Origin of the sequence: Lutibacter citreus (genome assembly GCF_003260195.1) — a bacterium.
GTDB classification, from domain to species: Bacteria; Bacteroidota; Bacteroidia; order Flavobacteriales; family Flavobacteriaceae; genus Lutibacter; species Lutibacter citreus.
On sequence record NZ_QEIH01000002.1, the window covers coordinates 557,775 to 583,036 of the forward strand.

Annotated in this window: 26 protein-coding genes; 9 read left to right on the forward strand and 17 right to left on the reverse strand. The window is 29.5% G+C overall.

Features of this window, described 5'->3' with window-relative positions:
• Positions 1 to 33 precede the first annotated feature (33 nt).
• From DAD81_RS05440 to DAD81_RS05455, 5 genes are all read left to right on the forward strand, one after another.
• Positions 34 to 2,289, forward strand: coding sequence for an inorganic phosphate transporter (locus DAD81_RS05440; RefSeq protein ID WP_111707218.1), 2,256 nt, complete (start codon positions 34 to 36; stop codon positions 2,287 to 2,289).
• A 265-nt stretch (positions 2,290 to 2,554) separates the two neighbouring features.
• On the forward strand, positions 2,555 to 4,810 hold the full coding sequence (locus DAD81_RS05445) for an inorganic phosphate transporter (RefSeq protein WP_111707219.1): 2,256 nt from the start codon (positions 2,555 to 2,557) through the stop codon (positions 4,808 to 4,810).
• Between the two features lie 73 nt (positions 4,811 to 4,883).
• The gene (locus tag DAD81_RS05450) at positions 4,884 to 5,711 is read left to right on the forward strand and encodes a helix-turn-helix domain-containing protein (protein ID WP_111707220.1); all 828 of its coding nucleotides are present in this window, start codon (positions 4,884 to 4,886) and stop codon (positions 5,709 to 5,711) included.
• Between the two features lie 91 nt (positions 5,712 to 5,802).
• On the forward strand, positions 5,803 to 5,949 hold the full coding sequence (locus DAD81_RS20690; protein ID WP_157961083.1) for a hypothetical protein: 147 nt from the start codon (positions 5,803 to 5,805) through the stop codon (positions 5,947 to 5,949).
• Positions 5,950 to 5,993: 44 nt separating this feature from the next.
• Positions 5,994 to 6,542 carry a carboxymuconolactone decarboxylase family protein gene (locus tag DAD81_RS05455; protein ID WP_111707221.1) on the forward strand — a complete coding sequence of 183 codons (549 nt, stop codon included), beginning with the start codon at positions 5,994 to 5,996 and terminating at the stop codon, positions 6,540 to 6,542.
• Positions 6,543 to 6,613: 71 nt separating this feature from the next.
• On the opposite strand, the gene DAD81_RS05460 is transcribed toward DAD81_RS05455, so the two are convergent.
• From DAD81_RS05460 to DAD81_RS05500, 9 genes are all read right to left on the reverse strand, one after another.
• A complete protein-coding gene (locus tag DAD81_RS05460) occupies positions 6,614 to 6,814 on the reverse strand; it encodes a helix-turn-helix transcriptional regulator (protein WP_111707222.1) in 201 nt (66 codons plus the stop codon).
• Complete coding sequence (locus tag DAD81_RS05465) at positions 6,814 to 7,245, reverse strand: hypothetical protein (RefSeq protein ID WP_111707223.1); 432 nt, start codon at positions 7,243 to 7,245, stop codon at positions 6,814 to 6,816. The genes DAD81_RS05460 and DAD81_RS05465 overlap by 1 nt, the downstream gene beginning before the upstream one ends.
• A 237-nt stretch (positions 7,246 to 7,482) precedes the next feature.
• Positions 7,483 to 8,292: a type 1 glutamine amidotransferase domain-containing protein gene (locus DAD81_RS05470; protein WP_245949183.1), complete on the reverse strand. Its 810-nt coding sequence runs from the start codon at positions 8,290 to 8,292 to the stop codon at positions 7,483 to 7,485.
• 6 nt (positions 8,293 to 8,298) lie between these two features.
• Positions 8,299 to 9,459: an iron-containing alcohol dehydrogenase gene (locus tag DAD81_RS05475; RefSeq protein WP_111707225.1), complete on the reverse strand. Its 1,161-nt coding sequence runs from the start codon at positions 9,457 to 9,459 to the stop codon at positions 8,299 to 8,301.
• A 23-nt stretch (positions 9,460 to 9,482) separates the two neighbouring features.
• On the reverse strand, positions 9,483 to 10,478 hold the full coding sequence (locus DAD81_RS05480; RefSeq protein ID WP_111707226.1) for an NADP-dependent oxidoreductase: 996 nt from the start codon (positions 10,476 to 10,478) through the stop codon (positions 9,483 to 9,485).
• A 45-nt stretch (positions 10,479 to 10,523) separates the two neighbouring features.
• On the reverse strand, positions 10,524 to 11,156 hold the full coding sequence (locus DAD81_RS05485) for a nitroreductase family protein (protein WP_111707227.1): 633 nt from the start codon (positions 11,154 to 11,156) through the stop codon (positions 10,524 to 10,526).
• Between the two features lie 122 nt (positions 11,157 to 11,278).
• A complete protein-coding gene (locus DAD81_RS05490; RefSeq protein ID WP_111707228.1) occupies positions 11,279 to 11,932 on the reverse strand; it encodes an NAD(P)H-binding protein in 654 nt (217 codons plus the stop codon).
• Positions 11,933 to 11,977: 45 nt separating this feature from the next.
• Complete coding sequence (locus DAD81_RS05495; RefSeq protein WP_111707229.1) at positions 11,978 to 12,556, reverse strand: TetR/AcrR family transcriptional regulator; 579 nt, start codon at positions 12,554 to 12,556, stop codon at positions 11,978 to 11,980.
• 2 nt (positions 12,557 to 12,558) lie between these two features.
• Entirely contained in the window at positions 12,559 to 12,957 is a 399-nt protein-coding gene (locus DAD81_RS05500) for a DoxX family protein (protein ID WP_111707230.1), read from the reverse strand.
• A 123-nt stretch (positions 12,958 to 13,080) separates the two neighbouring features.
• Here DAD81_RS05500 and rlmF point away from each other — a divergent pair, with 123 nt between their 5' ends.
• The 3 genes from rlmF (at position 13,081) to DAD81_RS05515 (ending at position 16,283) form a co-directional block, all read left to right on the forward strand.
• Positions 13,081 to 14,007: a 23S rRNA (adenine(1618)-N(6))-methyltransferase RlmF gene (gene rlmF, locus DAD81_RS05505; protein WP_111707391.1), complete on the forward strand. Its 927-nt coding sequence runs from the start codon at positions 13,081 to 13,083 to the stop codon at positions 14,005 to 14,007.
• A gap of 66 nt (positions 14,008 to 14,073) precedes the next feature.
• Positions 14,074 to 15,216: a Gfo/Idh/MocA family protein gene (locus DAD81_RS05510; protein ID WP_111707231.1), complete on the forward strand. Its 1,143-nt coding sequence runs from the start codon at positions 14,074 to 14,076 to the stop codon at positions 15,214 to 15,216.
• 11 nt (positions 15,217 to 15,227) lie between these two features.
• The gene (locus DAD81_RS05515) at positions 15,228 to 16,283 is read left to right on the forward strand and encodes a sugar phosphate isomerase/epimerase family protein (protein WP_111707232.1); all 1,056 of its coding nucleotides are present in this window, start codon (positions 15,228 to 15,230) and stop codon (positions 16,281 to 16,283) included.
• 56 nt (positions 16,284 to 16,339) lie between these two features.
• Here the strand turns inward: DAD81_RS05515 and DAD81_RS05520 are convergent, their stop codons facing one another.
• Positions 16,340 to 17,200: an alpha/beta hydrolase gene (locus DAD81_RS05520; protein ID WP_111707233.1), complete on the reverse strand. Its 861-nt coding sequence runs from the start codon at positions 17,198 to 17,200 to the stop codon at positions 16,340 to 16,342.
• Between the two features lie 260 nt (positions 17,201 to 17,460).
• Between DAD81_RS05520 and DAD81_RS05525 the strand changes: the two genes are divergently transcribed.
• Positions 17,461 to 17,934 carry an OsmC family protein gene (locus DAD81_RS05525; protein WP_111707234.1) on the forward strand — a complete coding sequence of 158 codons (474 nt, stop codon included), beginning with the start codon at positions 17,461 to 17,463 and terminating at the stop codon, positions 17,932 to 17,934.
• A 98-nt stretch (positions 17,935 to 18,032) separates the two neighbouring features.
• On the opposite strand, the gene DAD81_RS05530 is transcribed toward DAD81_RS05525, so the two are convergent.
• From DAD81_RS05530 to DAD81_RS05560, 7 genes are all read right to left on the reverse strand, one after another.
• Positions 18,033 to 19,271, reverse strand: a complete 1,239-nt coding sequence (locus DAD81_RS05530) for a DEAD/DEAH box helicase (RefSeq protein ID WP_111707235.1) — start codon at positions 19,269 to 19,271, stop codon at positions 18,033 to 18,035.
• A gap of 54 nt (positions 19,272 to 19,325) precedes the next feature.
• The gene (locus DAD81_RS05535) at positions 19,326 to 21,521 is read right to left on the reverse strand and encodes a B12-binding domain-containing radical SAM protein (protein WP_111707236.1); all 2,196 of its coding nucleotides are present in this window, start codon (positions 21,519 to 21,521) and stop codon (positions 19,326 to 19,328) included.
• Positions 21,522 to 21,529: 8 nt separating this feature from the next.
• Positions 21,530 to 21,769: a VF530 family protein gene (locus DAD81_RS05540; RefSeq protein WP_111707237.1), complete on the reverse strand. Its 240-nt coding sequence runs from the start codon at positions 21,767 to 21,769 to the stop codon at positions 21,530 to 21,532.
• A 23-nt stretch (positions 21,770 to 21,792) separates the two neighbouring features.
• Complete coding sequence (locus DAD81_RS05545; RefSeq protein ID WP_111707238.1) at positions 21,793 to 22,311, reverse strand: TlpA family protein disulfide reductase; 519 nt, start codon at positions 22,309 to 22,311, stop codon at positions 21,793 to 21,795.
• A 40-nt stretch (positions 22,312 to 22,351) separates the two neighbouring features.
• Positions 22,352 to 22,723 carry a VOC family protein gene (locus DAD81_RS05550; RefSeq protein ID WP_111707239.1) on the reverse strand — a complete coding sequence of 124 codons (372 nt, stop codon included), beginning with the start codon at positions 22,721 to 22,723 and terminating at the stop codon, positions 22,352 to 22,354.
• A gap of 57 nt (positions 22,724 to 22,780) precedes the next feature.
• On the reverse strand, positions 22,781 to 23,233 hold the full coding sequence (locus DAD81_RS05555; protein WP_218939667.1) for a GNAT family N-acetyltransferase: 453 nt from the start codon (positions 23,231 to 23,233) through the stop codon (positions 22,781 to 22,783).
• Positions 23,234 to 23,331: 98 nt separating this feature from the next.
• Positions 23,332 to 25,233, reverse strand: a complete 1,902-nt coding sequence (locus DAD81_RS05560; RefSeq protein ID WP_111707240.1) for a toll/interleukin-1 receptor domain-containing protein — start codon at positions 25,231 to 25,233, stop codon at positions 23,332 to 23,334.
• Positions 25,234 to 25,262 lie beyond the last annotated feature (29 nt).

Consider the following 25,262-nt stretch of genomic DNA (forward strand, 5'->3'; position numbering starts at 1 on the left):
GAAAGTACTTTTGCAGAATCTAAACTTTAAAAGATGGGAGATATTTATATTTTAATGCTTGTGGCTCTTACTGTACTTGCAATTATTGACTTAGTTGTAGGGGTGAGTAATGATGCCGTAAACTTTTTAAATTCAGCAATTGGATCAAAAGCAATTCCAATTAAAGCAATTTTAATAATTGCAAGTGTGGGAGTTGCGGTAGGAGCAATAACCTCAAGTGGTATGATGGAAGTCGCCAGAAAAGGTATTTTTAACCCTGCTGAATTCTATTTCGATGAAATTATGTTCATTTTTATGGCAGTTATGATTACTGACATATTACTTCTGGATGTATTCAATTCATTAGGAATGCCAACTTCAACTACTGTTTCTATTGTATTTGAATTGTTAGGAGCCGCAGTTGCAATGGCTTTAATTAAAATTTCAAATAATGATGCAGAAACATTTGCTAATGTTGGTAAATATATAAATTCAGATAAAGCCTTATTAATTATATCAGGTATTCTACTTTCGGTTTTTATTGCGTTTACGGTAGGAGCATTGGTACAGTTTTTATCTAGACTTTTATATACATTTCAATTTGAAAAAAGAAAAAGTTTTGTAAATGCATTATTTGGAGGTTTTGCAATTACTGCAATTACATATTTTATTTTTGTAAAAGGAATGAAAGGAACTCCTTTTTATGATGATATAAAACATTTAATTGAAGGGCGAACGTTTGAAATTATTATTTATGGCTTTTTATTCTGGACTCTTTTATCTCAATTATTAGTGTCAGTTTTTAAAGTTAATATTTTAAAATTTATTGTAATTATTGGAACATTCTCCTTAGCTATGGCTTTTGCAGGGAATGATTTAGTGAATTTTATAGGTGTGCCAATTGCAGCTTGGAATTCTTACCAAGAATGGCATGCTTCTGGTATTCCTGCTCATGAATTTTCAATGGGTGTTTTAGCTAAAAAGGTACCTTCTAATCCAACCTTATTGTTTATTGCAGGTATGATTATGGTGATTACACTTTGGTTTTCTAAAAAAGCTAAATCTGTTATTGAAACAGGTATTAATCTTGCTAGACAAGGTGATGGTCATGAAAAATTTCAAGCAAATGCGGTTTCTAGAACTGTAGTTCGTGGAGCAATATCATTTAGTAAAGGAATGTCTAAAATAGTTCCTCCAAAATCTTTAAAATGGATAGATTCAAAATTTCAAAAACCAATTGTTGAACTACCTAAAGATAAATCTTATGAATTACCTGCATTTGATATGGTTAGAGCTTCGGTAAATTTATTTGTTGCTGGGATATTAATTTCAATAGGTACATCATTAAAATTACCTTTATCAACAACATATGTTACTTTTATGGTTGCTATGGGTACTTCTTTAGCTGATAGAGCTTGGGGAAGAGAGAGTGCTGTATATAGAGTTGCTGGAGTATTTAATGTAATTGGTGGTTGGTTTTTAACAGCTTTATCAGCATTTACTGTTGCTGCAATTTTTGCTTACGTTATCTACCTAGGAGAAATTGTTTCTGTTGCAGTTTTATTAATAATTGTATTATTTTTATTGGGACGAAGTTCTGTTAGACATACTAAAAAAGCAAAAGAAAAGAAAGAAAAACGTTATATGGAACGTGCTGAATTAATTACAATTAATGAAGTTGTAAAAGAAAGTTCAGATCACATTTCAGAAGTTGTAAAACGTGTAAATAAATTATTTTCAAATGTTGTAATTGATTTATCTTCACATGATTTAAACAAACTTTCTAAAACTGAAAAACACGTAAGAAAGTTAAATAACGAAGTTAATGAACTTAGAGAAGAAGTATTCTACTTTATTAAATCATTAGATGATTCTTCAGTTAAAGCAAGTAGATTTTACATTTTAATTTTAGGGTATCTGCAAGATATAACTCAATCAATTGAATATATAGCTACTACAAGTTACAAACATGTAAATAACAATCATAAGCAATTAAAATCTTCATCAATAAAAGATTTAAATGAAATTAATGATAAATTAAAGGTTTTATTTGATAGGATTGAATCTGATTTTACCAAAAAAGATTTTGATAACTTATCAAATATTATTGATGCAAAACAAGAAATAATTGATTATGTTTCTGAATCAATAGATAAGCAAATTGCTAGAATTAGAACTGAAGAAAGTAGTCCTAAAAATTCTTCATTATATTTTGGTATTTTATTAGAAACCAAAGATTTAATTTCAGCGTTAATGAGTTTAATGCAATTATTTCATGATTTTAATGTTCAGGAAAATAAGAATAAATAACAATATTTAACTATCTTAAAAAAGAAGGCTGTCTAAATATTTAGACAGCCTTCTTTTTTAATTACACTATTTATAAATATATCTTAACATAAAAAAATGTGTTAAGAGTTTAAAAAATGAGGTTAAAAATGTTCAAAAATTTTAAACGCTTAAAAACAGCCAATTAAAGAATTGTTTTTACAAAGTCCTCTAATGTTTGATAACGTTAATTTAATATTAAGTACAGTATTTCAAATTAAATTTGCATTATATTTTAATTACTATTATGAGTGATATTTATATTTTAATGCTCGTAGCTTTAGCCGTTTTAGCTGTTATAGATTTAGTTGTTGGTGTTAGTAATGATGCTGTTAACTTTTTAAACTCAGCTTTAGGATCTAAGGCTGTTCCCATTAAAACCTTAATGATAATTGCCAGTTTGGGAATCTTTTTTGGAGCTATATTCTCAAGTGGAATGATGGAGGTTGCGAGAAAAGGAATTTTTGTTCCTGGAGAATTCTATTTCAATGAAATTATGATCATTTTTATGGCTGTAATGATTACTGATGTAATTTTACTTGATTTATTCAACTCATTAGGAATGCCAACCTCAACAACAGTATCAATTGTATTTGAATTATTGGGGGCTGCAGTTGCAATTGCATTGATAAAAATAAACTCAAATGCTGATCAATCTATTTTAGATTTAGGACACTATATAAACTCAGAGAGTGCTTTATTAATTATTTCAGGAATACTCATGTCTGTAGTACTGGCATTCTCAATAGGTGCTTTAATACAATATATTTCTAGAATAATATTTTCATTTCATTATGAAAAAAGAATGAAACATTTTGGTGCATTTTTTGGTGGAGCTGCGCTTACAGCTATTACTTATTTTATTTTTATAAAAGGTTTAAATGGGTCTCCTTTTTACGAAGATATTAAAGATTTTTTAAAAGGAAATGAACTATATATTATTATTGGTAGTTTTGTTTTTTGGACATTACTTTCACAAATTTACACACGCCTTTTTAAAAAAAATATTTTAGTTTTAGTAATTATAATAGGAACTTTTGGCTTGGCATTAGCCTTTGCAGGTAATGATTTGGTTAATTTTATTGGAGTACCTATGGCAGCGTTGCATTCTTACAATGCTTGGGTTGCAAGCGGAATCCCTGCTACAGAATTTTCCATGGGTGTTTTAGCTGAACAAGTACCCGCAGAATCTACTTTACTATTTATTTCTGGAGCTATTATGGTAGTAACTTTATGGTTTTCTAAAAAAGCAAGATCAGTTACTGAAACAGAAATTGGGTTGGCAAGACAAGGTAATGGTCATGAGCGTTTTAAACCTAATTTTTTATCAAGAATTATTGTTAGAGGAGCTGTGAACCTTAATGTATTAACAAGTTTTATGTTTCCAAATTCTGTTATTAAAAATATAGATAATCAGTTTAATAAACCAATTATTGATTTACCTAAAGTTAAACCATACGAAATACCAGCTTTTGATATGATAAGAGCTTCTGTAAACTTAATGGTTGCGGGTATTTTAATTTCAATTGCAACTTCTTTAAAATTACCATTATCTACAACATATGTAACTTTTATGGTAGCTATGGGAACATCTTTAGCTGATAGAGCTTGGGATAGAGAAAGCGCAGTTTACAGAGTTGCAGGTGTTGTAAATGTAATTGCTGGGTGGTTTTTAACTGCAATTATAGCTTTTATTGCTGCAGGTGTGTTTGCCTATCTTATGTATTTAGGAGGAGCGCCAATTGTAGCTTTATTATTGGTTTTAGTTATTTTTTTATTAGTAAGAAGTTATTTAATTTATTCTAAACAAGAACAAAAGAAAAAAGAGATTCAACGTTTAGAGCACGCAGAAATTAATACTATAAATGAAGTGATTAATCAAAGTTCCGGTCATATTTCAGAAGTAATTAAACGAGTAAATAAATTGTACACTAACGTAGTTACAGATTTATCCAAGCAAGATTTAATTAAATTATCCAAAACAGAAAAGCACGTAAAAAAGCTAAATGCAGAGGTTAATGAGCTGAGGTCAGATATTTTTTACTTTATTAAATCTTTAGACGATAGTTTGGTAAAAGCAAGCAGGTTTTATTTATCTGTGTTAAGATATTTACAAGATATTACGCAATCTATAGAGTTTATATCTACTACCAGTTTTAATCATGTAAATAACAATCATAAAAATTTAGAAAAGGATCAAGTAACTGATTTAATTGAAATTAACAAAAAGTTGCATCAAACATTTGAATCAACAATAATAGGTTTTGAAGAAAGAAATTTTGCTAATTTTTATAATATTTTAGAAGAAAAACAACAATTACTTAATCATGTTTCAGATTCTATAGATATTCAAATTTCTAGAATTAGAACAGTAGAAACAAGCCCTAAAAATGCTACTTTATATTTTGGGATTTTACTTGAAACAAAAGATTTAATTGAAGCTTCAATGAATTTAATTCAGTTATTTCAAGAGTTTGAAATACAAGAAAATAATAAAAAATAGGTATTTATTTTTATCAATAATTGTAATTAACGTAATTACTTATCGACTTAAATAAGTATCTATTAAATATAATATGATTTACAACGGACAAACAAATGAATATTTAAGAGTTGATTTAATTGATGCTACTAATTGTACTATTTTAAAGGAAAACATTGAAAGTAGTTTAACATTAATTTGGTGTTTGGACGATACTACTATATTAAAAATTGATAATAAAAAGCATCATTTTAAAAAGAATGAAATTGTTTGCTTTACAGAGTTTCATAAAATTGAAACAACTAATGTAGGCAAACTTCAAATGATTCGTTTCAATAGAGCATTTTACTGTATTATTGATCACGATTCTGAAATTAGTTGTAAAGGAATCTTATTTTTTGGGGCTTCACAATTGCCCATTTTAAAACTTTTAGATAAAAATATAGACACTTTTGAAACCTTATTTAAGGTGTTTAAGAACGAAATGGAATCTAATGATAAACTACAACTAGAAATGCTTCAAATGCTGTTAAAAAGATTACTTATCTTGTGCACACGCATTTATAAAGATCAACATAAGTATAATACGCTAGATACTACTAATTCAGATATAGTTCGTGAATATAATTTTTTAGTTGAAACACATTTCAAAACAAAACATACTGTTTCAGAATATGCTGAGATATTAAATAAATCACCCAAAACACTTTCTAATTTATTTTCAAAATTAGAAACTAAAACACCACTACAATTTATACAAGATAGAATTATGTTAGAAACGCGAAGATTATTGCGTTATACAGATAGTTCTATTAAAGAAATTGCCTACCAAGTTGGTTACGAAGACATCCAATCTTTTAGTCGTTTTTTTAAAAAAAATGAAGGAATTTCACCTTCAGAATACAAAAAAATGAGTCTTTAGGAAGAATTGCCAACTCCTAAGGTAATCTTGCCTAACATTAACCTGTTCTTTCATCGCATCTTTGTACCATCAAAACGAAAGAATAGAAATTATGAAACATTCAAATCCAATAGAAGACACTGTTTGGTTTTTTAAAGAAATCTTTTCTGAAAAACCAGTTATTAAAAACAATCTTAATTCAAAAGAGGGCTATTGTGAAAAACATGCAATAGCAGATTATTATTGTAAAACGAAATAATTTAGAATTTTAAAAATAATTATACAACTAAAAAAATAAAAATCATGAGTAAATTTAGCGTACCAACAAAAAACGAAGTATCAGAAAACAATCAAGTAATTTTTGGAAACCTTGAAAAAGCGTTAGGATTTACACCTAATTTATATGCTTATTTTGCAAAAAATGAGACCGCTTTAGGAGATTATTTAACCTTGCAAAATCGAAAATCTACTTTAAAAGCAAAAGAACGTGAAATTATTAATTTGGTTACAAGTCAAATAAACGGATGTCGTTATTGCCAATCTGCCCATACACAACTTGGAAAATTAAATGGTTTTTCAGAAGATGAAATTTTAGAATTAAGAGCCGGAACAGCTTCATTTGATTCAAAATATGATGCATTGGTAAAGTTTACAGCATCCGTGGTTGAAAACAAAGGAAATGTTTCACAAACAGCAAAAGATGCCTTTTTTGAAGCAGGTTATACCGAGGCAAATTTAATAGATGTTGTATTTGTTGTTGGCGATAAAATAATTAGTAATTACATCCATAATTTAGCCGATTTTGCAATTGATTTTCCAATAGCAGCAGAGTTAGAAGCTACAACTGTTTAAGTTAATAAAACACCTAATAAAAAAGCCGAAGAATTAAATTCTTCGGCTTTTTTTGTGATGATATAAAAAACTTATTCATTTTCTTCAATATCAAATAAATATTCAACAGTGACTTTAAAAAAACGAGCCATTTTTATGGCTAATGTTACTGAAGGATTAAATTTATTTCTTTCAATAGCGTGTATAGTTTGCCTTGAAACACCTAATTTATCAGCCAATTCGGCCTGTGTTAAATCGTGACGTGCGCGTTCTACTTTAATTAGGTTTTTCATTAGTAAATTCTTTTTTTAATGAAAAATGTTATTAGATAAAAATACATAAATAAGGTTATAAAATAATCTAACGTTAGTTTTATTTCCTCAGAAAAAGCATAAAGCAGTATTGAGATAGATAATCCTACAATTGCTGTAATTTGGTAAGATTCTAATCTTAATTGACTGATATAATCATCTTCAATTTTCTCTCTTGAGAGCATATATATTAAAATTCCAAAAATGGAAATAACATCAAACCAATGTAATAAATTTTCTCCAAAATAATCTTTAAAATTAGAATCTTGTTCAATTGTCTTTTCTGTTTTATTATAATTAGAACCTTCGTTAAATCCCTTAATAAAATCATCTCCAGCGCTAATAAAAGAAAATACTATAAACATAGTAACTCCTAATTTTTTACACCAGTTTGGTAATATTTGTAGTTTCATAATCAATTATTTTTATACAAATGTAAATAAAACTTTACAATTTACTAATAAAAGAAGACTATTGAATTAAAAAACCTCATTAAAATTAATTAATGAGGTTTTTATTAGATCGTCATTCTGAACTTGTTTCAGAATCGTATCACATTATATAATAAAACATTATGAGAACCTGAAATAAATTCAAATTGACGAATTTTTAATTTTAGATAGCCTTTTGAAAACTAGAAATATAGTATTTTATTTCTCTAATTTTTTCAATAATAATTCGGCAACTAATTCTGATGAAGCAGGATTTTGACCTGTAATTAATAAGCCATCTTCTAAAGCGTAAGGAGTCCAATCATCTCCTTTAGAGTATGTTCCTCCGTTTTCTGTTAGCATATTTTCAACTAAAAAAGGAACAACTTTTGTAAGTTGTACAGCTTCTTCTTCAGTATTACTAAAACCAGTTACTTTTTTGCCTTTCACAATTGGTGAACCATCCGCTTTTTTTGGATATTTTAATGCTGCTGGTGCATGACATACAAAAGCTACTGGTTTATTAGTGTTATAAAAACTTTCTATTAATGAAATAGATGTTTTATCTTCAGCTAAATCCCATAACGGTCCGTGACCACCAGGGTAAAATACAGCATCATAATCTGCTGCATTTACTGTTTCTAATTTTACTGTGTTTTTAATAAGATTTTTTGTTGCAGCATCTTTATTATATCTTTCAGTTGCTGGTGTAGAGAAATCTGCCAATTCACTTTTTGGGTCAATTGGAGGTTGTCCTCCTTTTGGTGAAGCAATAGTTACTTTTACACCTTTATCTACTAAATAATAATATGGACTAGCAAATTCTTCAATCCAAAAACCAGTTTTTTCTCCAGTTTTTCCTAAATCTTCGTGACTAGTTAATACAAATAATATGTTCATGATTTTTTCTGTTTTATTGATGCTTTCAGTTACCTCGGCATTAGAATTTTTTAGTGGTTTTTTGTCATTTTTACAACTTGCAGCTGTAATTAATGTAAAAACCACTAATACATATTTTAATGATTTTATCATTTTTTAATAACTCATTTCAACTATTTTTTCTACGTCACTAGGAGTTAGTTTTTGGCGTTCACCTAAACCTAACCATCCTCTATCTGTAAAACGTTTAGAAATAATTTGGGCAGTACCTTTATAATCTTCAGTATATTCAGATAAAGTAGTTTTTATGCCTAGAGAATGGAAAAACTCAGTTGTTTTTTTAATACCAGCTTTGGCTTTTTCTTCTTTAGTTCCTTCAGTAACATTCCAAACACGCTCAGCATATTGTGCTAATTTATCTTTTTTACTTTCTAAATTATACGTATAATGGCTTTCAGCAACAATTGCTAATGTTCTTGCATGGTCTATTCCATATAAAGCTGTTAATTCGTGCCCCATTGCGTGTACAGCCCAGTCAGACGGTACGCCTTGTTGAATTAAACCGTTTAATGCCATAGTACAACTCCACATAAAATTAGAGGCAGCATTATAGTCCGTTGGATCTTTTAATATAGCTGGAGCAACTTCAAGAATTGTTTGTAAAATACTTTCAGCAAAACGATCTTGAAGAAGTGCGTGTGCAGGGTAGGTCATATATTGTTCTAATACATGAGTAAAAGAATCGGCTAAACCATTTGCAATTTGACGTTGAGGTATAGATTTAATTACTTGTGGATCTAATATAGAAAACTGAGGAAATAATCCTGGCCCGCCCATTGCAAATTTTTCTTTTGTTTCAGATCTAGTTATTACAGCTCCAGAGTTCATTTCAGATCCTGTTGCAGGTAAAGTAAGTACTGTTCCAAAAGGCATTCCTTTTAACGTGCGAATGTTTTTAACTAAAATATCCCAAGGTTCTTCACCTTCATATAAAGCAGCAGCCGATAAAAATTTGGTTCCGTCAATTACAGATCCTCCACCTACAGCTAATAAAAAAGTGATTTTTTCAGCTTTAATTATATCTAAAGCTTCCATTAAAACATCATATTCTGGATTTGCAGGAATTCCTCCAAACTCAATTACTTCAAATTTTGAAAGTGCTTTTGAAACTTGTTCATACACTCCATTTTTTTTAATACTACCACCTCCAAAAAGCATTAAAATTTTTGCGTTTTCTGGAATTTCAGTAGCAAGATTTTCTATTTGATCTTTTCCAAATAAAATTTTTGTTGGATTTTTAAATTGAAAATTATTCATTGTTTTAATTTTTAATATGTTATTTATATTTTAACAAGCATTTTACCGCTGTTTTTACCTTCAAAAAGGTTTAAAAAAGCTTCAGGAATTGTATCAAAACCTTCAACAATAGTCTCAGTATATGTTAGTTTTCCTTCTGCTAACCAATGTGATAATTGTTTAATAGCCTCAGGAAATTTTTCTGCATAATTAGAAACTATAAAACCTTGCATTAACGCACTATTTTTTACTAAAAATGGTTGAACGCTCACGCTTTTTGGCAATTCAGTGCTATTGTAAACAGATATGGCACCGCATATAATAATACGTGCAAATTGGTTTATATTGAATAAAACAGCGTCAGAAATTGGACCACCAACATTATCAAAATAAATATCTACACCATTTGGAGCAGCTTCTTTAATAGCTGCAGCCATATTTTTGGTTGTGTTGTAATTAATGGCTTTATCAAAACCTAGAGACGATTTTAACATGTTTACTTTTTCGTCTGTTCCTGCAATACCAATAACTTTACAGCCAATTAATTTGGCAATTTGGCCTACAACACTACCTACAGCACCTGCAGCTCCAGAAACAACAATTGTTTCACCTTTTTTAGGTTTTCCTATTTCTGTTAAGCCCAAATATGCAGTTAACCCTGTCATTCCTAAAACACCTAAATATGTTGAAAGTGGTGCTTTTGAAGCATCTACTTTTAACAATCCTTCTCCAGTAGATTTTTGAAACTCTTTCCAAGCTAACATTCCACTTACAAAATCACCTTTTTTAAATGCATTGTTTTTAGAATCTATAACTTCAGCAACAATACCTGATGTAATTGGTTTATGCAATTCAAAAGATGGTACATAAGATTTTGCATCGCTCATTCTTCCTCTTAAATATGGATCTACAGATACATATGTTGTTTTTAAAAGTATTTCTCCTGTGTTTATACTTTCTACTTCATTTGAAACAAATTTAAAATCTGATAGTTGAGGTTTCCCAATAGGTCTTTTCTCTAATAAAATTGTTTTGTTCATAATTATTTAGTTTAAAGTTGAATAATTTCAACATTAATATTTTATTTATTCAAGAACAGTTACTAAATCTTCAGTGCTTTTTCTAACCTTTTTAAGGTTTACTAACCAATCGCTATCAGCATCTCTATAACCAATAGGTAATAGTACGCAACTACGTAATCCTTTTTCTCTTAAACCTAAAATTTTATCAACTGCATCAGGATCAAAACCTTCAATTGGTGTTGTGTCTACCCCTTCATAAGCAGCAGCAATAATAGCAGCACTAAATGCAATATAAGCTTGTTTTGCAGCGTGATTAAAGTTTTCTTCAGCATCTTTTTGTGGGTAAGAGCTTAATAACATTTGACGGTAATTTTCCCAACCTTCGTTTTTAAATCCACGAACTTCATTAGTAAGGTCAAACATTTTGTTTATTCTTTCTTCTGTGTAAGTATCCCAAGCAGCAAAAATTAATAAGTGAGAACAATCTGTAATCATAGATTGGTTCCAAGCTACAGGTCTAATTGCTTCTTTAATAGCCTGATTTTTAACTACAATTATTTCAAAAGGTTGTAAACCACTAGATGTTGGAGCTAAACGTGCAGCTTCAATAATGTTAGCAATTTTTTCTTCAGAAACCTTTTCTCCATTCATTGCTTTTGCTGCGTATCTCCAGTTTAATTTATTTAATAATTCCATAATTTTATCTTATTTTTTAGTTATTCTTTTTATCTTAATATTAACCTTAACTTGTTTCAAGTTCGTATAGTGATTGATTATCAGTATGATGAGATTCTGAAATAAATACAGAATGACACCGTTTACAGTTTTTTTATTTTATCTGATGTAATAATTTTTTCTTTTGAAGTTTTTGAGTTTGCTAAATTCAGCATTGCCTGAGCAATATCTTCCGCTTCAATTATTTTGTATTGGTTTAATTTTCCTATAAAAAGAGGTTGAATTATTTTAAATATAACCAAGCCAATTTTTTCTAATGGTCTACTTTCTTTTCTATCTCCACCAATAATAGAAGGTCTTAAAATATAGGTGTTTAAAATGTTTTGTTGAAACACTGCTTGTTCCATTTCACCTTTAGTTTTATTGTAAAACACATTACTTTTGGTATTTGCACCCATTGCAGAAACTACTATAAATGTTGGTATATTATTTAATTTTGAAAGTTTTGCTGCAGTTACAGGAATTCCAAAATCTATACGTTTATAAGTTTCTTTATTAGGTGTTTTTTTTGCTGTTGTACCAATACAACAAAACACTTCATTTGCTTTAAAATTTGCTGAAAAATTTTCTAGTTCTAAAATGTTTCCAATAAATTGTTGAACTTTTTTAGGTAAACCTTCAATTTTTTTACGCGAAAACAATTTGATGCGTTCATAACGATCATCATTTATAAGTTTTTCTAAAAGAATTGAACCAGTTAAACCAGTTGCTCCTAAAATTATTGCTGTTTTTTTCACATTTAAATGTTAAAATGAATGATTATTCTTTTTGACAAATACTTTTTAAACTTTTATACTATCCCAAGCTGCTAAAAATGAATCTTGAAGCATTTTATTATCTAATTGGCAAAAATTACGTTGTTGAATTAGTGTTAAAAAGGCTAATGGATAAATAGTATAGGCGTATAAAATAAATGGAGATAGCGGTTTAATAATCCCTTCTTTTTGTCCGCGTTCCCATAAATCTAATAAAGGTTGTAAATGCTTTAAACCTTCGCGTCTGCTGTCCTCATCAATCATTGGAGTGTTGTCACATTGCGATAAAAAAGCTGCTTCTTCAACATGATTCAATTTAAAATCGGCAATGTTGTACCAAATTAATTCAAATCCTTTTTTAACAGGTAAATCTTCGTGTGCATCTTTAAATGCGTGCGCACTAAAAGCGGCTTTTACCTCTAAATATAATGTATTAATTAAATCTTGTTTGTTTTCAAAATAAATATAGATAGTTGCAGGAGAAACACTTGCCATTTTTGCAATTTTACTCATTGGTGCAGCATGAAAACCTTGGTTATTAACCAAGCTAAGTGTTGCACTTAATAAGGCTCCTCGCTTTTTATTACATTTTTGTCTGATCGCCATGGTTAAACTGTTTTTTTATTTTGAGAAATCGAATTTTTTATCTTCCAAACAATATAAATTAATATAAATTGGATAGGTAATCTAATATAAGCTGCTTGTTTGCTACCAATAGCAGGTGTTTCAGAAAACACATCCCAAATATGAATTGGTAAAAACAGTATTAATAAAATGAATATTCCTAAGGCTCCTAATTTTGCATACTTTTTTAGTAGTAGCATTGCTCCAAGTACAATTTCAACAGCACCAGAAATATAAATTATTGCTAATTTTAAAGGTAAAAATGCTGGAACAAATGGCATAAAAAAAGTTGGTTTTATAAAATGTTGTGCTCCTGCATATATCATAAATATTGCAATTAAAATTTTTAAAACATTCCAAATTTTTAAAGAATTCGTTTTCATAATTAGTATTTTGTGAGTGCAAATATATATAAATTAATTCACAAAACGAACGTTCATTCATTTTGTAATTATAAAATAATGTTAAAACTTAAAAAGAGTACTTTTGTAATCTTAAACAAGCAAATGGGAACTAAAAAAAATAGCAGTAGTAAACTTCATAAAAATAATAAGCATAGAAACGGTTACGATTTACAGGAACTTTGTAAGTTAAATTCGAAATTACAAGAATTTGTATTTGTAAATAAATACGGAACAGAAACTGTTGATTTTGCAAATCCAGAAGCCGTAAAAGAATTAAATAGAGCTTTATTAGTAAAAGATTATGGAATTGAATATTGGGATTTTCCCGATGATAATTTATGCCCACCAATTCCTGGTCGTGTTGATTATATTCATTATTTAGCTGATTTGTTAGTGTCTTCGGGGGTTTCTAAAGATGCTTCAATAATTGATATTGGTGTTGGTGCAAATTGTATTTATCCTTTGCTTGGTAACTCCGTTTATGGTTGGAAATTCTTAGGAACAGACATAGATAAAAAATCGTTGGATCGTGCTAATATTATTTTAAAAAAGAATAAGCTTACTGAAGAAATTTCTTTAGTTCAACAAAAAGACGCTTCACAAATATTTAATGGTATTTTAGATGAAAATTCTAAGTTTTCTGCAACATTATGCAATCCACCTTTTTTTGGATCACAGCAAGAAGCAATGCAGGCGAATGCTCGTAAACAAGAGGGTTTAGGAAATACAAGTAATGCTCAATCTAGAAACTTTAGTGGGAAACAACAAGAACTATGGTATAAAGGAGGTGAGAAAGCTTTTATTCATACTTATGCCTATGAAAGTGCACAATTTAAAACCAATTGCTTTTGGTATTCTACATTGGTTTCAAAAAAACAAAATGCAGAAAGTTTATTGCCTTCATTAAAAAAAATGGGTGCAACAGAGGTTAAAACAATTCCTATGCATCAAGGTAATAAAGTAACCCGAATTGTTGCTTGGACATTTTTAACTTCAAAAGAGCAAGAAGAGTGGACCAATAAAAACTAATATGTTTATTGCCTAAAAAATAATATCTTTAACATTGATTTTTTTTAACCAAATAAAAAAACAAGTATGAGGAAATTAAGAATGGGTATGATTGGTGGCGGAATTGGTTCATTTATTGGAGATGTACATAGAAAAGCTGCTAGTATTGATGGTATGATAACATTAGTTTGTGGTGCTTTTAGTAGCTCTGCTGAGAAATCAATTCAATCGGGAAAAGAACTTTGTTTACCTGAAAATCGCTGTTACGGAACTTTTGAAGAAATGATAACAAAAGAAAATGAGCTTCCTGAAAATGAGCGAATGGATTTTGTTGCTATAGTTACTCCAAACCATATGCATTTTAAACCTGCAAAAATGGCCTTAGAAAATGGTTTTCATGTGATTTGTGATAAACCAATGACTTTAACTTTAGATGAAGCAAACGAGTTGCAAAATATAGTTAAAAAAACAGGAAAGGTTTTCGCATTAACTCATAACTATACGGGTCATCCAATGGTTAAGCAAGCAAAAGCATTGGTTGATAATGGAGAACTTGGTAAAATTAGAAAAGTACAAGTGCAATATTTACAAGGGTGGTTAGCTACTTCGGTTGAAAAAACAGGTCAAAAACAGGCTTCTTGGCGTGTAGATCCAAAAAAATCAGGAATTGGTGGTGCTTTGGGAGATATTGGTACACATGCGGAGAATTTAGTGGAATATATTACTGGTTTAAAAATTGATGAAATAGCAGCTGATTTAGGTGTTTTTGGTGAAGGCAGAACGTTAGATGATGATGGTAATATTTTATTACGCTTGGAAAATGGAGCAAAAGGAACAATGTCCATCTCACAAATTGCCGTTGGAGAGGAGAATAATTTAGCAATTAGAGTTTATGGTGAAAAAGGAAGTGTTGAATGGCACCAAGAAGAACCAAATAAATTAATTACACATTGGTTGAATGGGCCTATTAAAGTATATACTCCAAATGGGAATGATTTATATCCAATAGCTTTGGAAACTTCAAGAATTCCGGCAGGACATCCTGAAGGTTATTTAGAGGCCTTTGCAACTATTTATAAAGGTTTTGCAAATGATCTTGTTGCCTTGTTAAAAGGTGAAGGTAAACTAGAGGTGAAATATCCTACAGTTTATGATGGTGTTAGAGGAATGAAATTTATATATGGAGCAGTAGAAAGTAATAAAAACAACTCAACTTGGGTGAAATTATAAAACTAAATTAGATGAAAACAATAAAAGGACCAGCCGTATTTTTAGCTCAATTTGTAGGAAGTGAAGCCCCATATAATTCTTTAGATGGAATGTGTAAATGGGCTGCCGATTTAGGTTATAAAGGTGTGCAAATACCAACATGGGAATCATTTTTAATTGATGTTGATAAAGCTGCAGAGAGTCAACAATATTGCGATGATTTAAAAGGAAAAATTAATTCATACGGATTAGAAATTACAGAGCTTTCAACGCATTTACAAGGTCAATTGGTGGCCGTTAATCCTGTTTATGATACTATGTTTGATGGTTTTGCTCCTGTTGAATATAGAAATAATCCAAAAGCTAGAACAGAATGGGCAATTAAAACAGTAAAAAATGCAGGTACAGCAAGTAGAAGATTGGGCTTAAATGCTCACGCTACATTTTCTGGAGCATTGTTGTGGCATACAATGTACCCTTGGCCTCAACGCCCTGCTGGCTTGGTTGAAATGGGTTTTGAAGAACTTGCTAAAAGATGGTTACCAATATTAAATCATTTTGATGAAAATGGAGTTGATGTTTGTTATGAAATTCATCCAGGTGAAGATTTACACGATGGTATTTCTTTTGAACGTTTTTTAAAAGCAACCGGAAATCATAAAAGGGTAAATATGTTGTACGATCCTAGCCATTATGTTTTACAACAAATGGATTATTTAGCTAATATTGACGATTATCACCAGGTTATTAAAGCGTTTCATGTAAAAGATGCAGAATTTAATCCAACAGGAAAAAAAGGTGTTTACGGTGGTTATGCAGATTGGACTGATAGAGCTGGACGTTTTCGTTCTTTAGGTGATGGACAAGTAGATTTTGCGAGTATATTTTCAAAATTAACACAATATGGATGTGATGTTTGGGCTGTAATGGAATGGGAGTGTTGTATTAAAAGTTCAGAGCAAGGAGCAAGAGAAGGCGCTCCTTTTATTCAAAAACATATTATTGAAGCTACAGAATCCGCTTTTGATGATTTTGCTGGTGGAGAAGTTGACAAAGAAATGTTGAAAAATATATTAGGTTTGAAATAGAAAATATTCAAACCTTATATCTGATACTTTTCACAAATAAAATTGCTAATGCATTTTTATTTGTGAAAAGTATCAGATATAAATTCAAGAACTACAGGAAGTGATGCTCTCCAATAGGTCCAATTATGAACGCCATCTCTTACTCTATATTCGTGTGGGATTTTCTTTTTACGCATTGCTAAATGCACCAAACTATTACCTTCATATAAAAAATCATCATCACCACAATCAATAAACCAATTAATAGATTTTAGATCTTTAATAGGTGTTTTTTCAATTAAAGAAATGGCATTATGCGCTTGATAATATGATTGAACTTTAGAATCACTTTTTATTTCAATATTACTTTTTTTCAATCTTAATTTAAAATCTTCAAGAGATAACGATCCAGTAGATGCACTTAAAGGGCAAGCAGAAGAGAATAATTCTGGATGATGCATTGCGTACATAAAAGTTCCACCACCACCCATAGAAAGTCCAGCAATGGCTCTATATTTTTTATCGCTTTTTATTCTGTATTTTTTTTCAACTTCTGGCATAAATTCATCAAAGAAAAAATCTTCATAATTCCAGTTTTCTTCAATACTATTAAAATATCCAACATTACCGGTATTTGCGTCGGGCATAATTATAATTAGTGGTGTTGAAGTGCCATCTGAAATTGCCTTGTCTGTAATACGTTGTACTTCTCCAAATTGAACCCATCCGGTTTGATCGTCTCCCATACCATGTAATAAATATAAAACAGGATAACTTCTTTGAGAAGTTTCATAATTAGGAGGAAGATAAACAGCATATTTTCTATCCATCTTTAAAATCTCACTTTTCATTTCAAGGTTGTCAAAAACTTTACTTGTTTGGCTAAAACTACTTACTACCAAACAAAAACTCAAAATTATTGTAAATATATTTTTCATAAATTCAAACTATAAGGATTAATGTATAAAATTAATTAAAAGTATTTGATCTTAAAAAGGATGTATTATTTAGAATTGTTAATCTCAGAAATTATAAAATATCATTGAAATTACCTAATAAATTTAACCATTTTAAAACGTGTTAAAAATGTAAAATTACATTGTGTAATGTTGGTGTAATTCATTCAAATAATTGGAGTTATCTATTAGATAATTCGTAAATTTAATATGTAATAATCAAGTAATTTAATAGTATAAAAATGGATGATTTAAAATTTAGAGTTCAAGCTCATAGTGAAAACCCAACTAAAACGGTTGTAAAAGCTAGAGGTTTTGAGATTGTAATTGATGAACCTGAAAGTCTTGGTGGTACAAATGAAGGTGCAAATCCTGTAGAATTTATGCTTGCTGCTTTATGTGGTTGTATAAATGTAATGGGCCACGTGATTGCAAAAGAAATGAAATTTGAATTGCGTAGTATGAAAATTAAAATGTGTGGTAATTTAAATCCACAACGATTGTTTGGTAGTTCTTTTAATGAACGTGCTGGTTATAAAGGGATTGATGTTTCTATTGAGCCAGATTGTAATGTGCCATTAGAAGTCTTAGAAGAATGGTTAGCTAAAATTGAGGATAGATGTCCGGTTTCAGACAATCTAACCAATAAAACACCTATAAACTTATTGTTAAAGGGTAAATTTCATTCTGTTGAACAAACAAGACCAGTTATGTAACTTATTTTGTTTGTTTTAAAGTCGCTGTTACAAGTGGATTGTAAGTTTTTTAAATTTAATCTATGATGTCTTTTTACTTCTACTTGTAATGGCGATTATTAATACCAACGCTTTTTATTCTTTTTTGAAGCTGCGGATTTTCTACCTGGTTTATGTTTACTTTTTCCAGGAGTTTTATGTATTTCACGTGTTGCTTTTGGGTCTAATAAAAAAGGATGTTCATCCATAACAGGAATTGCAGTATTTATTAGTGCTTGAATATTTTTAATATATGTTTTTTCGTCAGCCGAGCAAAAAGAATAGGCGTTTCCTGTATTTCCCGCTCTACCTGTTCTACCAATTCTATGCACATAAATTTCAGAAACATTAGGAATGTCAAAATTAATAACAATATCTAAATTGTTAATGTCAATACCACGCGCAGCAACATCAGTTGCAATTAAAATATTTATATCACCGTCTTTAAATTTATTTAAAGCAGCTTCTCTATCTTTTTGAGTTTTATCACCATGAATACTATCTGCTTTAAAGCCATTTCCTTTTAGCATTTTTTCAAGTTTAGAAATACCCATTTTAGTACGTCTAAAAATTAAAATGTTTCCTTCTAAATTAGTTCTTAAAAGGTGTAAACAAAGTTCCATTTTATCTTTTTTATGAACATAAAATAACAACTGACTTACAGTTTGAGCGGCTGTAGATTCTGGAGTAATATTAACGGTTTCTGGGTCTTTTAAAATGGTATTTGCTAGTTGAACTACTTTATTAGGCATAGTTGCAGAAAACAATAAAATTTGCTTTTCTGAAGGGCATAAACGTTCAATTTTTCGAACATCATCAATAAAACCCATATCTAGCATTAAATCAGCTTCATCTAAAACCAAGGTTTCAACATAATCTAAGTTTAAGCAATCTTGTTTATGTAAATCAAGTAATCTACCAGGTGTTGCAACAAGAATATCCACACCTTTATTCAAAACATCTTTTTGAGGTTCAATGGAAGTTCCGCCATAAACAACAGTTGATCTTAAGCTAGTGAACTTACTATAGTTATTAAAATTTTCTTCTATTTGTATTGCTAATTCACGAGTTGGACTGATAATTAGTGCTCTAATTTTCTTTGCTTTTTTTCCAGAATCTTGTCTGTTAAACAATAATTGCAAAATAGGCAATGCAAAAGCCGCTGTTTTTCCAGTTCCAGTTTGTGCTGTTGCAATAACATCTTTTTTAGCTAAAACTAACGGAATGGTTTCCGCTTGAATAGGTGTTGCCGAGGTATAATTTTTTTCAGCAATGGCTCTTAATATAGGTTTGTTTAACTGTAGTTCTGTAAATTGCATAGGTTTTGTTTAAAACAAGATTTTTGCAAAGATACAGAAAATAGGTAAGTTGAATTACAAAACTAGTAAGCCATAATTTCTTAACTTTTTTATAGGCTTTGAATACCAAAACAATTCAAAATCAATAAACTGTTGTTCAAAATTTTCTTTTAATTGTTTGTAGGTGCAGGGTTTTCCTTCTTGAATTGAAATTTCTTCTAATAAATCTAAAAGCCATTCTCCTTTTTCCTTTTCTAGGGAAGTTTCAAAAATTTCATTTTTAGTGTGAAATGCCAGTTGGATAAATTCTTGTGTTTTTCCTCTTTTCTTTTTTGAAGAATATGAAATTAAAGGTTCACCACCTAACCACACTATTTTTGCAGATGGTTTTGTTGTAAAACTTTCTTCGGAAACTAAAGAGTCTTCAATATAATGCGGTTGAATTGTTGTTTGTGGAACTTTAAAATCGAACCAATTTTGTAAATCTGCATCAAAACCAACTCCGTGCATAAAGTTGAAAATTGATTTTTTAAGACCATAACTAAATTTATCATGGTTTATTCCTGTAACATCTTTAAAATCAACATCATTGTTTGCGAAAGTAATTTCTTTGTAATTTGGAATAACTCCATAATCTGAAGGGTTTAATCCAATTGGGCTATGAGCTGTTAATGAAAATTGATGCCAAAATCCAGAATTTATAATACCCAATTCAAATTGTTGACGAACGAGTTCTAAACTATCAATTGTTTCTTGAATAGTTTGGGTTGGAAAACCATACATTAAATAGGCATGTACCATAATATCCGATTCGGTAAAATTCAAGTTTACCTGCGCTACTTGCTCAACGGTTACACCTTTGTCAATTAATTTTAAAAGGCGGTCTGAAGCTACTTCTAATCCACCAGAAACGGCTATTAACCCAGAAGCTTTTAAAAGTGTGCATAAATTTTTGGTGAAACTTTTTTCAAATCTAATATTTGCCCACCAAGTAACTGTTAAATCTCGCTTTAAAATTTCAAGTGCTAATGCTCTCATTAATGCTGGTGGAGCAGCTTCATCCACAAAATGGAAACCACTTTCACCGGTACACGCAATAATTGCCTCCATTCTATCCACTAACAATTTTGCTGTAATTGGTTCGTAAATTTTTATATAATCTAAAGAAACATCACAAAAAGTACACTTGCCCCAATAACAGCCGTGTGCCATGGTAAGTTTGTTCCAGCGACCATCACTCCATAAACTATGCATTGGATTTGCAATTTCAATTACAGAGATGTAATTATTTAATAATAAATCAGTATAATCAGGAATTCCTAATTCACTTTGTTTGTAATCGTTTTTAATTGTTGTGTTGTTATAAACAACTTTATTATTCTCCCTTAAAAATGTTCTTTTAAAAGAGTTGTTTTTTACAGTTGGATTTAGTGTATATTTATGCAGTAACTCTATTGGTAATTCACCGTCATCTAGTGAAATAAAATCGAAATAATCAAAAACACGAGTATCGGAAATAGAGCGTAATTCTGTATTTGGAAATCCACCACCCATAGAAACTATAATTTCTGGGTAATTTTTTTTAATGAATTCAGCACATCTAAAACCGCTATATAAATTACCTGGAAATGGTATTGAAAAACAAACCAATTTTGGTTGAACAGATTTTAATTTTTCATCTAAAATATGAAGTGTTATTGAATCAATATATGTTATGTTTTGTTGTAAATTAGTGTATAATTCATTAAAACTATTAGCACTTTTCCCAAGACTTTCTGCATAGCGGCTAAATCCAAAATTTTCATCTACACACTCCTTAATAAAATCTGATAAATCTTCTAAATATAAAGTAGCCAAATGTTTTGCTTTATCCTGAATTCCCATTGATCCAAACGCCCATTCTAAATCATCTAATTGTTCAAAACGTTCAGCTTTTGGCAAAAAGGATTCTGTACATATTTGGCGAGCTAGTGTTTCGTTTTTCCCTTGAAGAAAAGAAATTACAGGGTCTATGGTTGTAAAATAACTGGTTTTTAAAGCATAAATTCGTTGTGAATTTTCAGAATTAATAGTATTGTTTTCAACAGCAAAATTAAAAACATTTAACAAGCCTTCTTTTGTAAATAAAGCAGCAATAACTTCAATCCCTAAATCTGTTTGGAAGGAACTTATTTCTTTAGTATTTAAAAAACCTTTTAAATAAACAGTTGCAGGATACGGCGTATTTAGTTGTGTAAAAGGAGGTGTTATAAGTAGAATGTCTTTAACCATTATAGCTATTATTCTTTAATAGTTCTTAAATACAAATCTTCTACTTTTGATCTTGCCCAAGGTGTTTTTCTTAAAAACTTTAGACTTGATTTTATTGTAGGATTACTGTTAAAACAGTTTATTTTTACTCTAGAGCCTAATTCTTCCCAACCGTAATATGAAACTAAATATTGAACTATATCAGCTAGTTTTATTCCATGTAGTGGGTTATTTAGTTGCTCTTGTGGTTGATTTTTATTTTTCTCCATAAATAGTTAGTTAAAAGAATTTATTATTTTTTTAATTCAGTTTTAATTGTTTGAATCATTTTATTGAATTCTTTCTCTTTGTATAATCTTGATAGAAAAACAATTTTACCGTTTTTATCTAGTACAATATTTCTGGTAACCCCAGCATTTGGTAAAGTGAAACTTTCAAATAAAGAACCATCATAATCAATAGCGAAAGGATAGGTTACTTTCATTTGTGAAATGAATCTTTTTACCTTTTCTAAATTTTCTTTTAAATCGATTCCTATAAGAATAAAATCTTCATTTTTAAATTGTTGCCATACGTCACTTTCTAAATGAGGCATTTCTTTTCTGCAAACGCTGCACCAAGATGCGGTAAATTGTAAAACTATTACTTTTCCTTTTAAACTTTTGTTGGTGTGTTTTGTTCTATCCAATAAAGAAAAGTTTAAATTAGGACATTGCTCTCCTACTTTTACACTATAACCTCTGTTTGCATCTTCTTGACTGTAGCCAATAGATATAAAAATCAGAAAAGCGATTAGGATGATTTTTTTCATAAAAAAAATTAATCTGGCAAAGATACTCTAAAATTGAAAACTATACATGCTGATCAATTAAGATAACGTTTCCGTCTGGATCTAAAACTACTAAATTTGCTGGGCCAGTAGAATTTTCTTCAACTTCACTCTCTAATTTTTCTCCTTCATTTTTTAAATGTTCTTGTATTTCTCGAACATCATTAAATGAATCTAATTTATTAGCATTTTCGTCCCAACCGGGGTTAAAAGTTATAATATTTTTTTCGAACATTCCTTGGAAAAGTCCAATTAGTGAATGCTCATTTTTCATAATAAGATAGTTGTTTTTTAAATCTCCAGCGAATACAGAGAATCCTAATTTTTCATAGAACAACTTGGAAGCTTTGATATCTTTAACGCTCAAACTAACAGAAAACGCACCTAATTTCATATAAAGAAATTTTATAGTTAATGTTATAAAGTTACATTTTTTTTAGAATGATGAAAATTACAAGGCTTTTTCAAAGCAAACACTATTTTCTACATTTTCATACATACCAAAATTAGAGGTAATTTTATAATTACAACTTTTGTATAATTCAATGGCTTCAGGTTGTTGTTTACCGGTTTCTAGAATGCATTTTGTAAAATTTAATTCATTTGCCCAGTTTTCTAATTCAGTTAAAACTTTTGAAGCGATACCTTTTCTTCTTCCCTTTGGAGGAACATACATCCGTTTAATTTCTACAAAATTATTTTCGTGTATTTTAAAAGCTCCACAACCTAAAGGGATTTTATTTTCATAGGCAATTACCACATGTTTTAATCCACCAATTTTATTAAATTGATCATAAAAACCATGTTCAGGGCCATCACATATTTTTAAATATGCATCAAGTTGGTTTACTAGTTCAATAAAATCTTTGTTTGTTGAGTTGGTTCTTTTTAATTGAATTATCATTTTGTTTTGCTATTTTTTTAGGTTTGAACTCAATAAAATTTTAATTGATTTCAATTTACTTAAATATTATTATTTTGATTATCAAGTTATATTTGGGTCTATTCAATGAGGAAACGTTTTTTATCATCTGAATTTAAGGTGGCAATAGATCCCATGATTTTTGTATCATTAATTCTATTTAAAATAATTGTTGGATCTAATGCAAAAATGCGTTCTGGGCCATCTAGATAACTTAATTTAAAAAATTTGCCATCTTTAGAAAAGCAGTAAGCAACACCACTATTGTCTATAAAATAGGAACTTAAGGTAATTAATAATTCATTTTCTTTATTAAAAACACCTTGGTAGTTAACTAAATAATCTCCATTTGAACTTGAACTGCTTTTTGGAGAAATACCTATTGCATTTGGAAACTCTGCAACAAGAATCGAGTCTTGGTTTTTAAGTGTTTGAGCGTTATGAAACTTAAAGTAATCTTCTAAATCATTTTCAAGAGTAGTTATATAATGTACTCCACTTATTGAACTATTCCCTTGTTTTGAGTTTGAGTTAAAAATTTCAATATAAGGAAACGGTGTTGTTTTCCATATATTCACTTTGGTTCCTTTAACTTTATTTTGTTCAGAATTTATCCAAATTAATTCTAAGTTTTTAGTAATAATATAATTATTGTTTTCTGTAAAATCAACATCAAAAATAGCATCTCTACTACTGGTTTTGAGAATGGCTCTAGTTTTAAAAATATTACTATTATTTAAATCATTAAAAAATGCATTGTTATCAATTAATGCAGTTTTACTATTTGCAGCACTTAAAACAGAATAAAGACCATCTGATGAAATAGCAACATCTAAAAAGTAACCTGTAAAACCGCTAAAACCTTCTAATTTAACTTTTACTGATTGCTGGTTTTTAAAAGTATTGGTATTATTTGTAAAGTTATATAGCTCTGGAAATTCGAGTTTTCCTCCAGCAATTAAAAATTTAGTTTCATTTGTAAGTGGATTTATAACGATATCTGTTGAAGGCGCTCCTAAATATTCATGTGAAGGAACTTCATTAATAATTTCATGAATATTCTGTTTAAAAACTCCAATAATTTCTTCATTATAATGTTCTTTTTTTACATTTAAAGATGAAATTTTTAAATTAGGTTCCTGGTAAAATCCATAACCGCTATAAACTACCTTTATAAGTTGTTCAGTAGCTTTTTTTGTTGGTAAACTATTTTTATTTGCATAACGATAAGCATACTCTGCTAAGCGTAAAGATTTTGTTGGGTCTTCATTTAATTGTGCCTGTGAGCTAGCAATATAGGTGGATAATAGTGCTTTCTTAGTTTCAAATTTAGCAATATTTTTTTGTTTAGTTGCATATATAGATAACAGAATTGCGGCTACTAATAAAGCACTTAAAATACCAATTGCTGCGTTTCTAATACGCATAGTACGTTTGTGTTGTTTTACGGCTTCACCAACCATATCTCCTACAGTTTTTTTATGCAAGGTTGCTGCAATTAACACTAATTTGTTTTTAAAATCGGGATTGTCTAGTGTTAAATTCTCTGAGTTGTTTTCTCTAAAATCTACATAAAGTGGTTCGTTTTTAAATACACCCGATAAATTTTTGGGTACAGCCGTGGTTTTACTCCAATCAAAATCTGATTTAGCTTGATCCCAAATTAATTCTCCATCGGTTAAAACAATTAAAAATTTAGAGATAGATTTTGTTTCTATCCAATGAGTTACTTCTTTTTTACAATAATGAGATTGCGCAGCTAAGGGCGAAGCTAAAAAAATGAAATATTCTGAAGTATTTAAACCGTCTTCAATTTTACCCCATAAATCTGGTGAAATAGAAAGATCGTTCGAATCTCTAAAAATGTTAAGAGCTTTACGTTTAAATGTTGGTTTTGCAAACTTTTCGAGAGCAGTTTCAAGACTAGGTGCTAACTTAAAATCTTGTCCGTGGCTGTAGGAAATAAAGGCGTTATATTTCATTTTTTTGGTTAGTTAATTTAAATAATAAA

What these genes read in the sequence shown, in the direction of transcription:
- DAD81_RS05465 (WP_111707223.1), bottom strand. Translation starts at nt 7,245, where the DNA reads ATGAAACTACAAATATTACCAAACTGGTGTAAAAAATTAGGAGTTACT.
- DAD81_RS05555 (WP_218939667.1), bottom strand. Translation starts at nt 23,233, where the DNA reads ATGATAATTCAATTAAAAAGAACCAACTCAACAAACAAAGATTTTATT.
- DAD81_RS05510 (WP_111707231.1), top strand. Translation starts at nt 14,074, where the DNA reads ATGAGGAAATTAAGAATGGGTATGATTGGTGGCGGAATTGGTTCATTT.
- DAD81_RS05445 (WP_111707219.1), top strand. Translation starts at nt 2,555, where the DNA reads ATGAGTGATATTTATATTTTAATGCTCGTAGCTTTAGCCGTTTTAGCT.
- DAD81_RS05485 (WP_111707227.1), bottom strand. Translation starts at nt 11,156, where the DNA reads ATGGAATTATTAAATAAATTAAACTGGAGATACGCAGCAAAAGCAATG.
- DAD81_RS20690 (WP_157961083.1), top strand. Translation starts at nt 5,803, where the DNA reads ATGAAACATTCAAATCCAATAGAAGACACTGTTTGGTTTTTTAAAGAA.
- DAD81_RS05475 (WP_111707225.1), bottom strand. Translation starts at nt 9,459, where the DNA reads ATGAATAATTTTCAATTTAAAAATCCAACAAAAATTTTATTTGGAAAA.
- DAD81_RS05530 (WP_111707235.1), bottom strand. Translation starts at nt 19,271, where the DNA reads ATGCAATTTACAGAACTACAGTTAAACAAACCTATATTAAGAGCCATT.
- DAD81_RS05545 (WP_111707238.1), bottom strand. Translation starts at nt 22,311, where the DNA reads ATGAAAAAAATCATCCTAATCGCTTTTCTGATTTTTATATCTATTGGC.
- DAD81_RS05440 (WP_111707218.1), top strand. Translation starts at nt 34, where the DNA reads ATGGGAGATATTTATATTTTAATGCTTGTGGCTCTTACTGTACTTGCA.
- DAD81_RS05540 (WP_111707237.1), bottom strand. Translation starts at nt 21,769, where the DNA reads ATGGAGAAAAATAAAAATCAACCACAAGAGCAACTAAATAACCCACTA.
- DAD81_RS05455 (WP_111707221.1), top strand. Translation starts at nt 5,994, where the DNA reads ATGAGTAAATTTAGCGTACCAACAAAAAACGAAGTATCAGAAAACAAT.
- DAD81_RS05535 (WP_111707236.1), bottom strand. Translation starts at nt 21,521, where the DNA reads ATGGTTAAAGACATTCTACTTATAACACCTCCTTTTACACAACTAAAT.
- DAD81_RS05450 (WP_111707220.1), top strand. Translation starts at nt 4,884, where the DNA reads ATGATTTACAACGGACAAACAAATGAATATTTAAGAGTTGATTTAATT.
- DAD81_RS05560 (WP_111707240.1), bottom strand. Translation starts at nt 25,233, where the DNA reads ATGAAATATAACGCCTTTATTTCCTACAGCCACGGACAAGATTTTAAG.
- DAD81_RS05515 (WP_111707232.1), top strand. Translation starts at nt 15,228, where the DNA reads ATGAAAACAATAAAAGGACCAGCCGTATTTTTAGCTCAATTTGTAGGA.
- DAD81_RS05460 (WP_111707222.1), bottom strand. Translation starts at nt 6,814, where the DNA reads ATGAAAAACCTAATTAAAGTAGAACGCGCACGTCACGATTTAACACAG.
- rlmF (WP_111707391.1), top strand. Translation starts at nt 13,081, where the DNA reads ATGGGAACTAAAAAAAATAGCAGTAGTAAACTTCATAAAAATAATAAG.
- DAD81_RS05525 (WP_111707234.1), top strand. Translation starts at nt 17,461, where the DNA reads ATGGATGATTTAAAATTTAGAGTTCAAGCTCATAGTGAAAACCCAACT.
- DAD81_RS05480 (WP_111707226.1), bottom strand. Translation starts at nt 10,478, where the DNA reads ATGAACAAAACAATTTTATTAGAGAAAAGACCTATTGGGAAACCTCAA.
- DAD81_RS05520 (WP_111707233.1), bottom strand. Translation starts at nt 17,200, where the DNA reads ATGAAAAATATATTTACAATAATTTTGAGTTTTTGTTTGGTAGTAAGT.
- DAD81_RS05495 (WP_111707229.1), bottom strand. Translation starts at nt 12,556, where the DNA reads ATGGCGATCAGACAAAAATGTAATAAAAAGCGAGGAGCCTTATTAAGT.
- DAD81_RS05550 (WP_111707239.1), bottom strand. Translation starts at nt 22,723, where the DNA reads ATGAAATTAGGTGCGTTTTCTGTTAGTTTGAGCGTTAAAGATATCAAA.
- DAD81_RS05500 (WP_111707230.1), bottom strand. Translation starts at nt 12,957, where the DNA reads ATGAAAACGAATTCTTTAAAAATTTGGAATGTTTTAAAAATTTTAATT.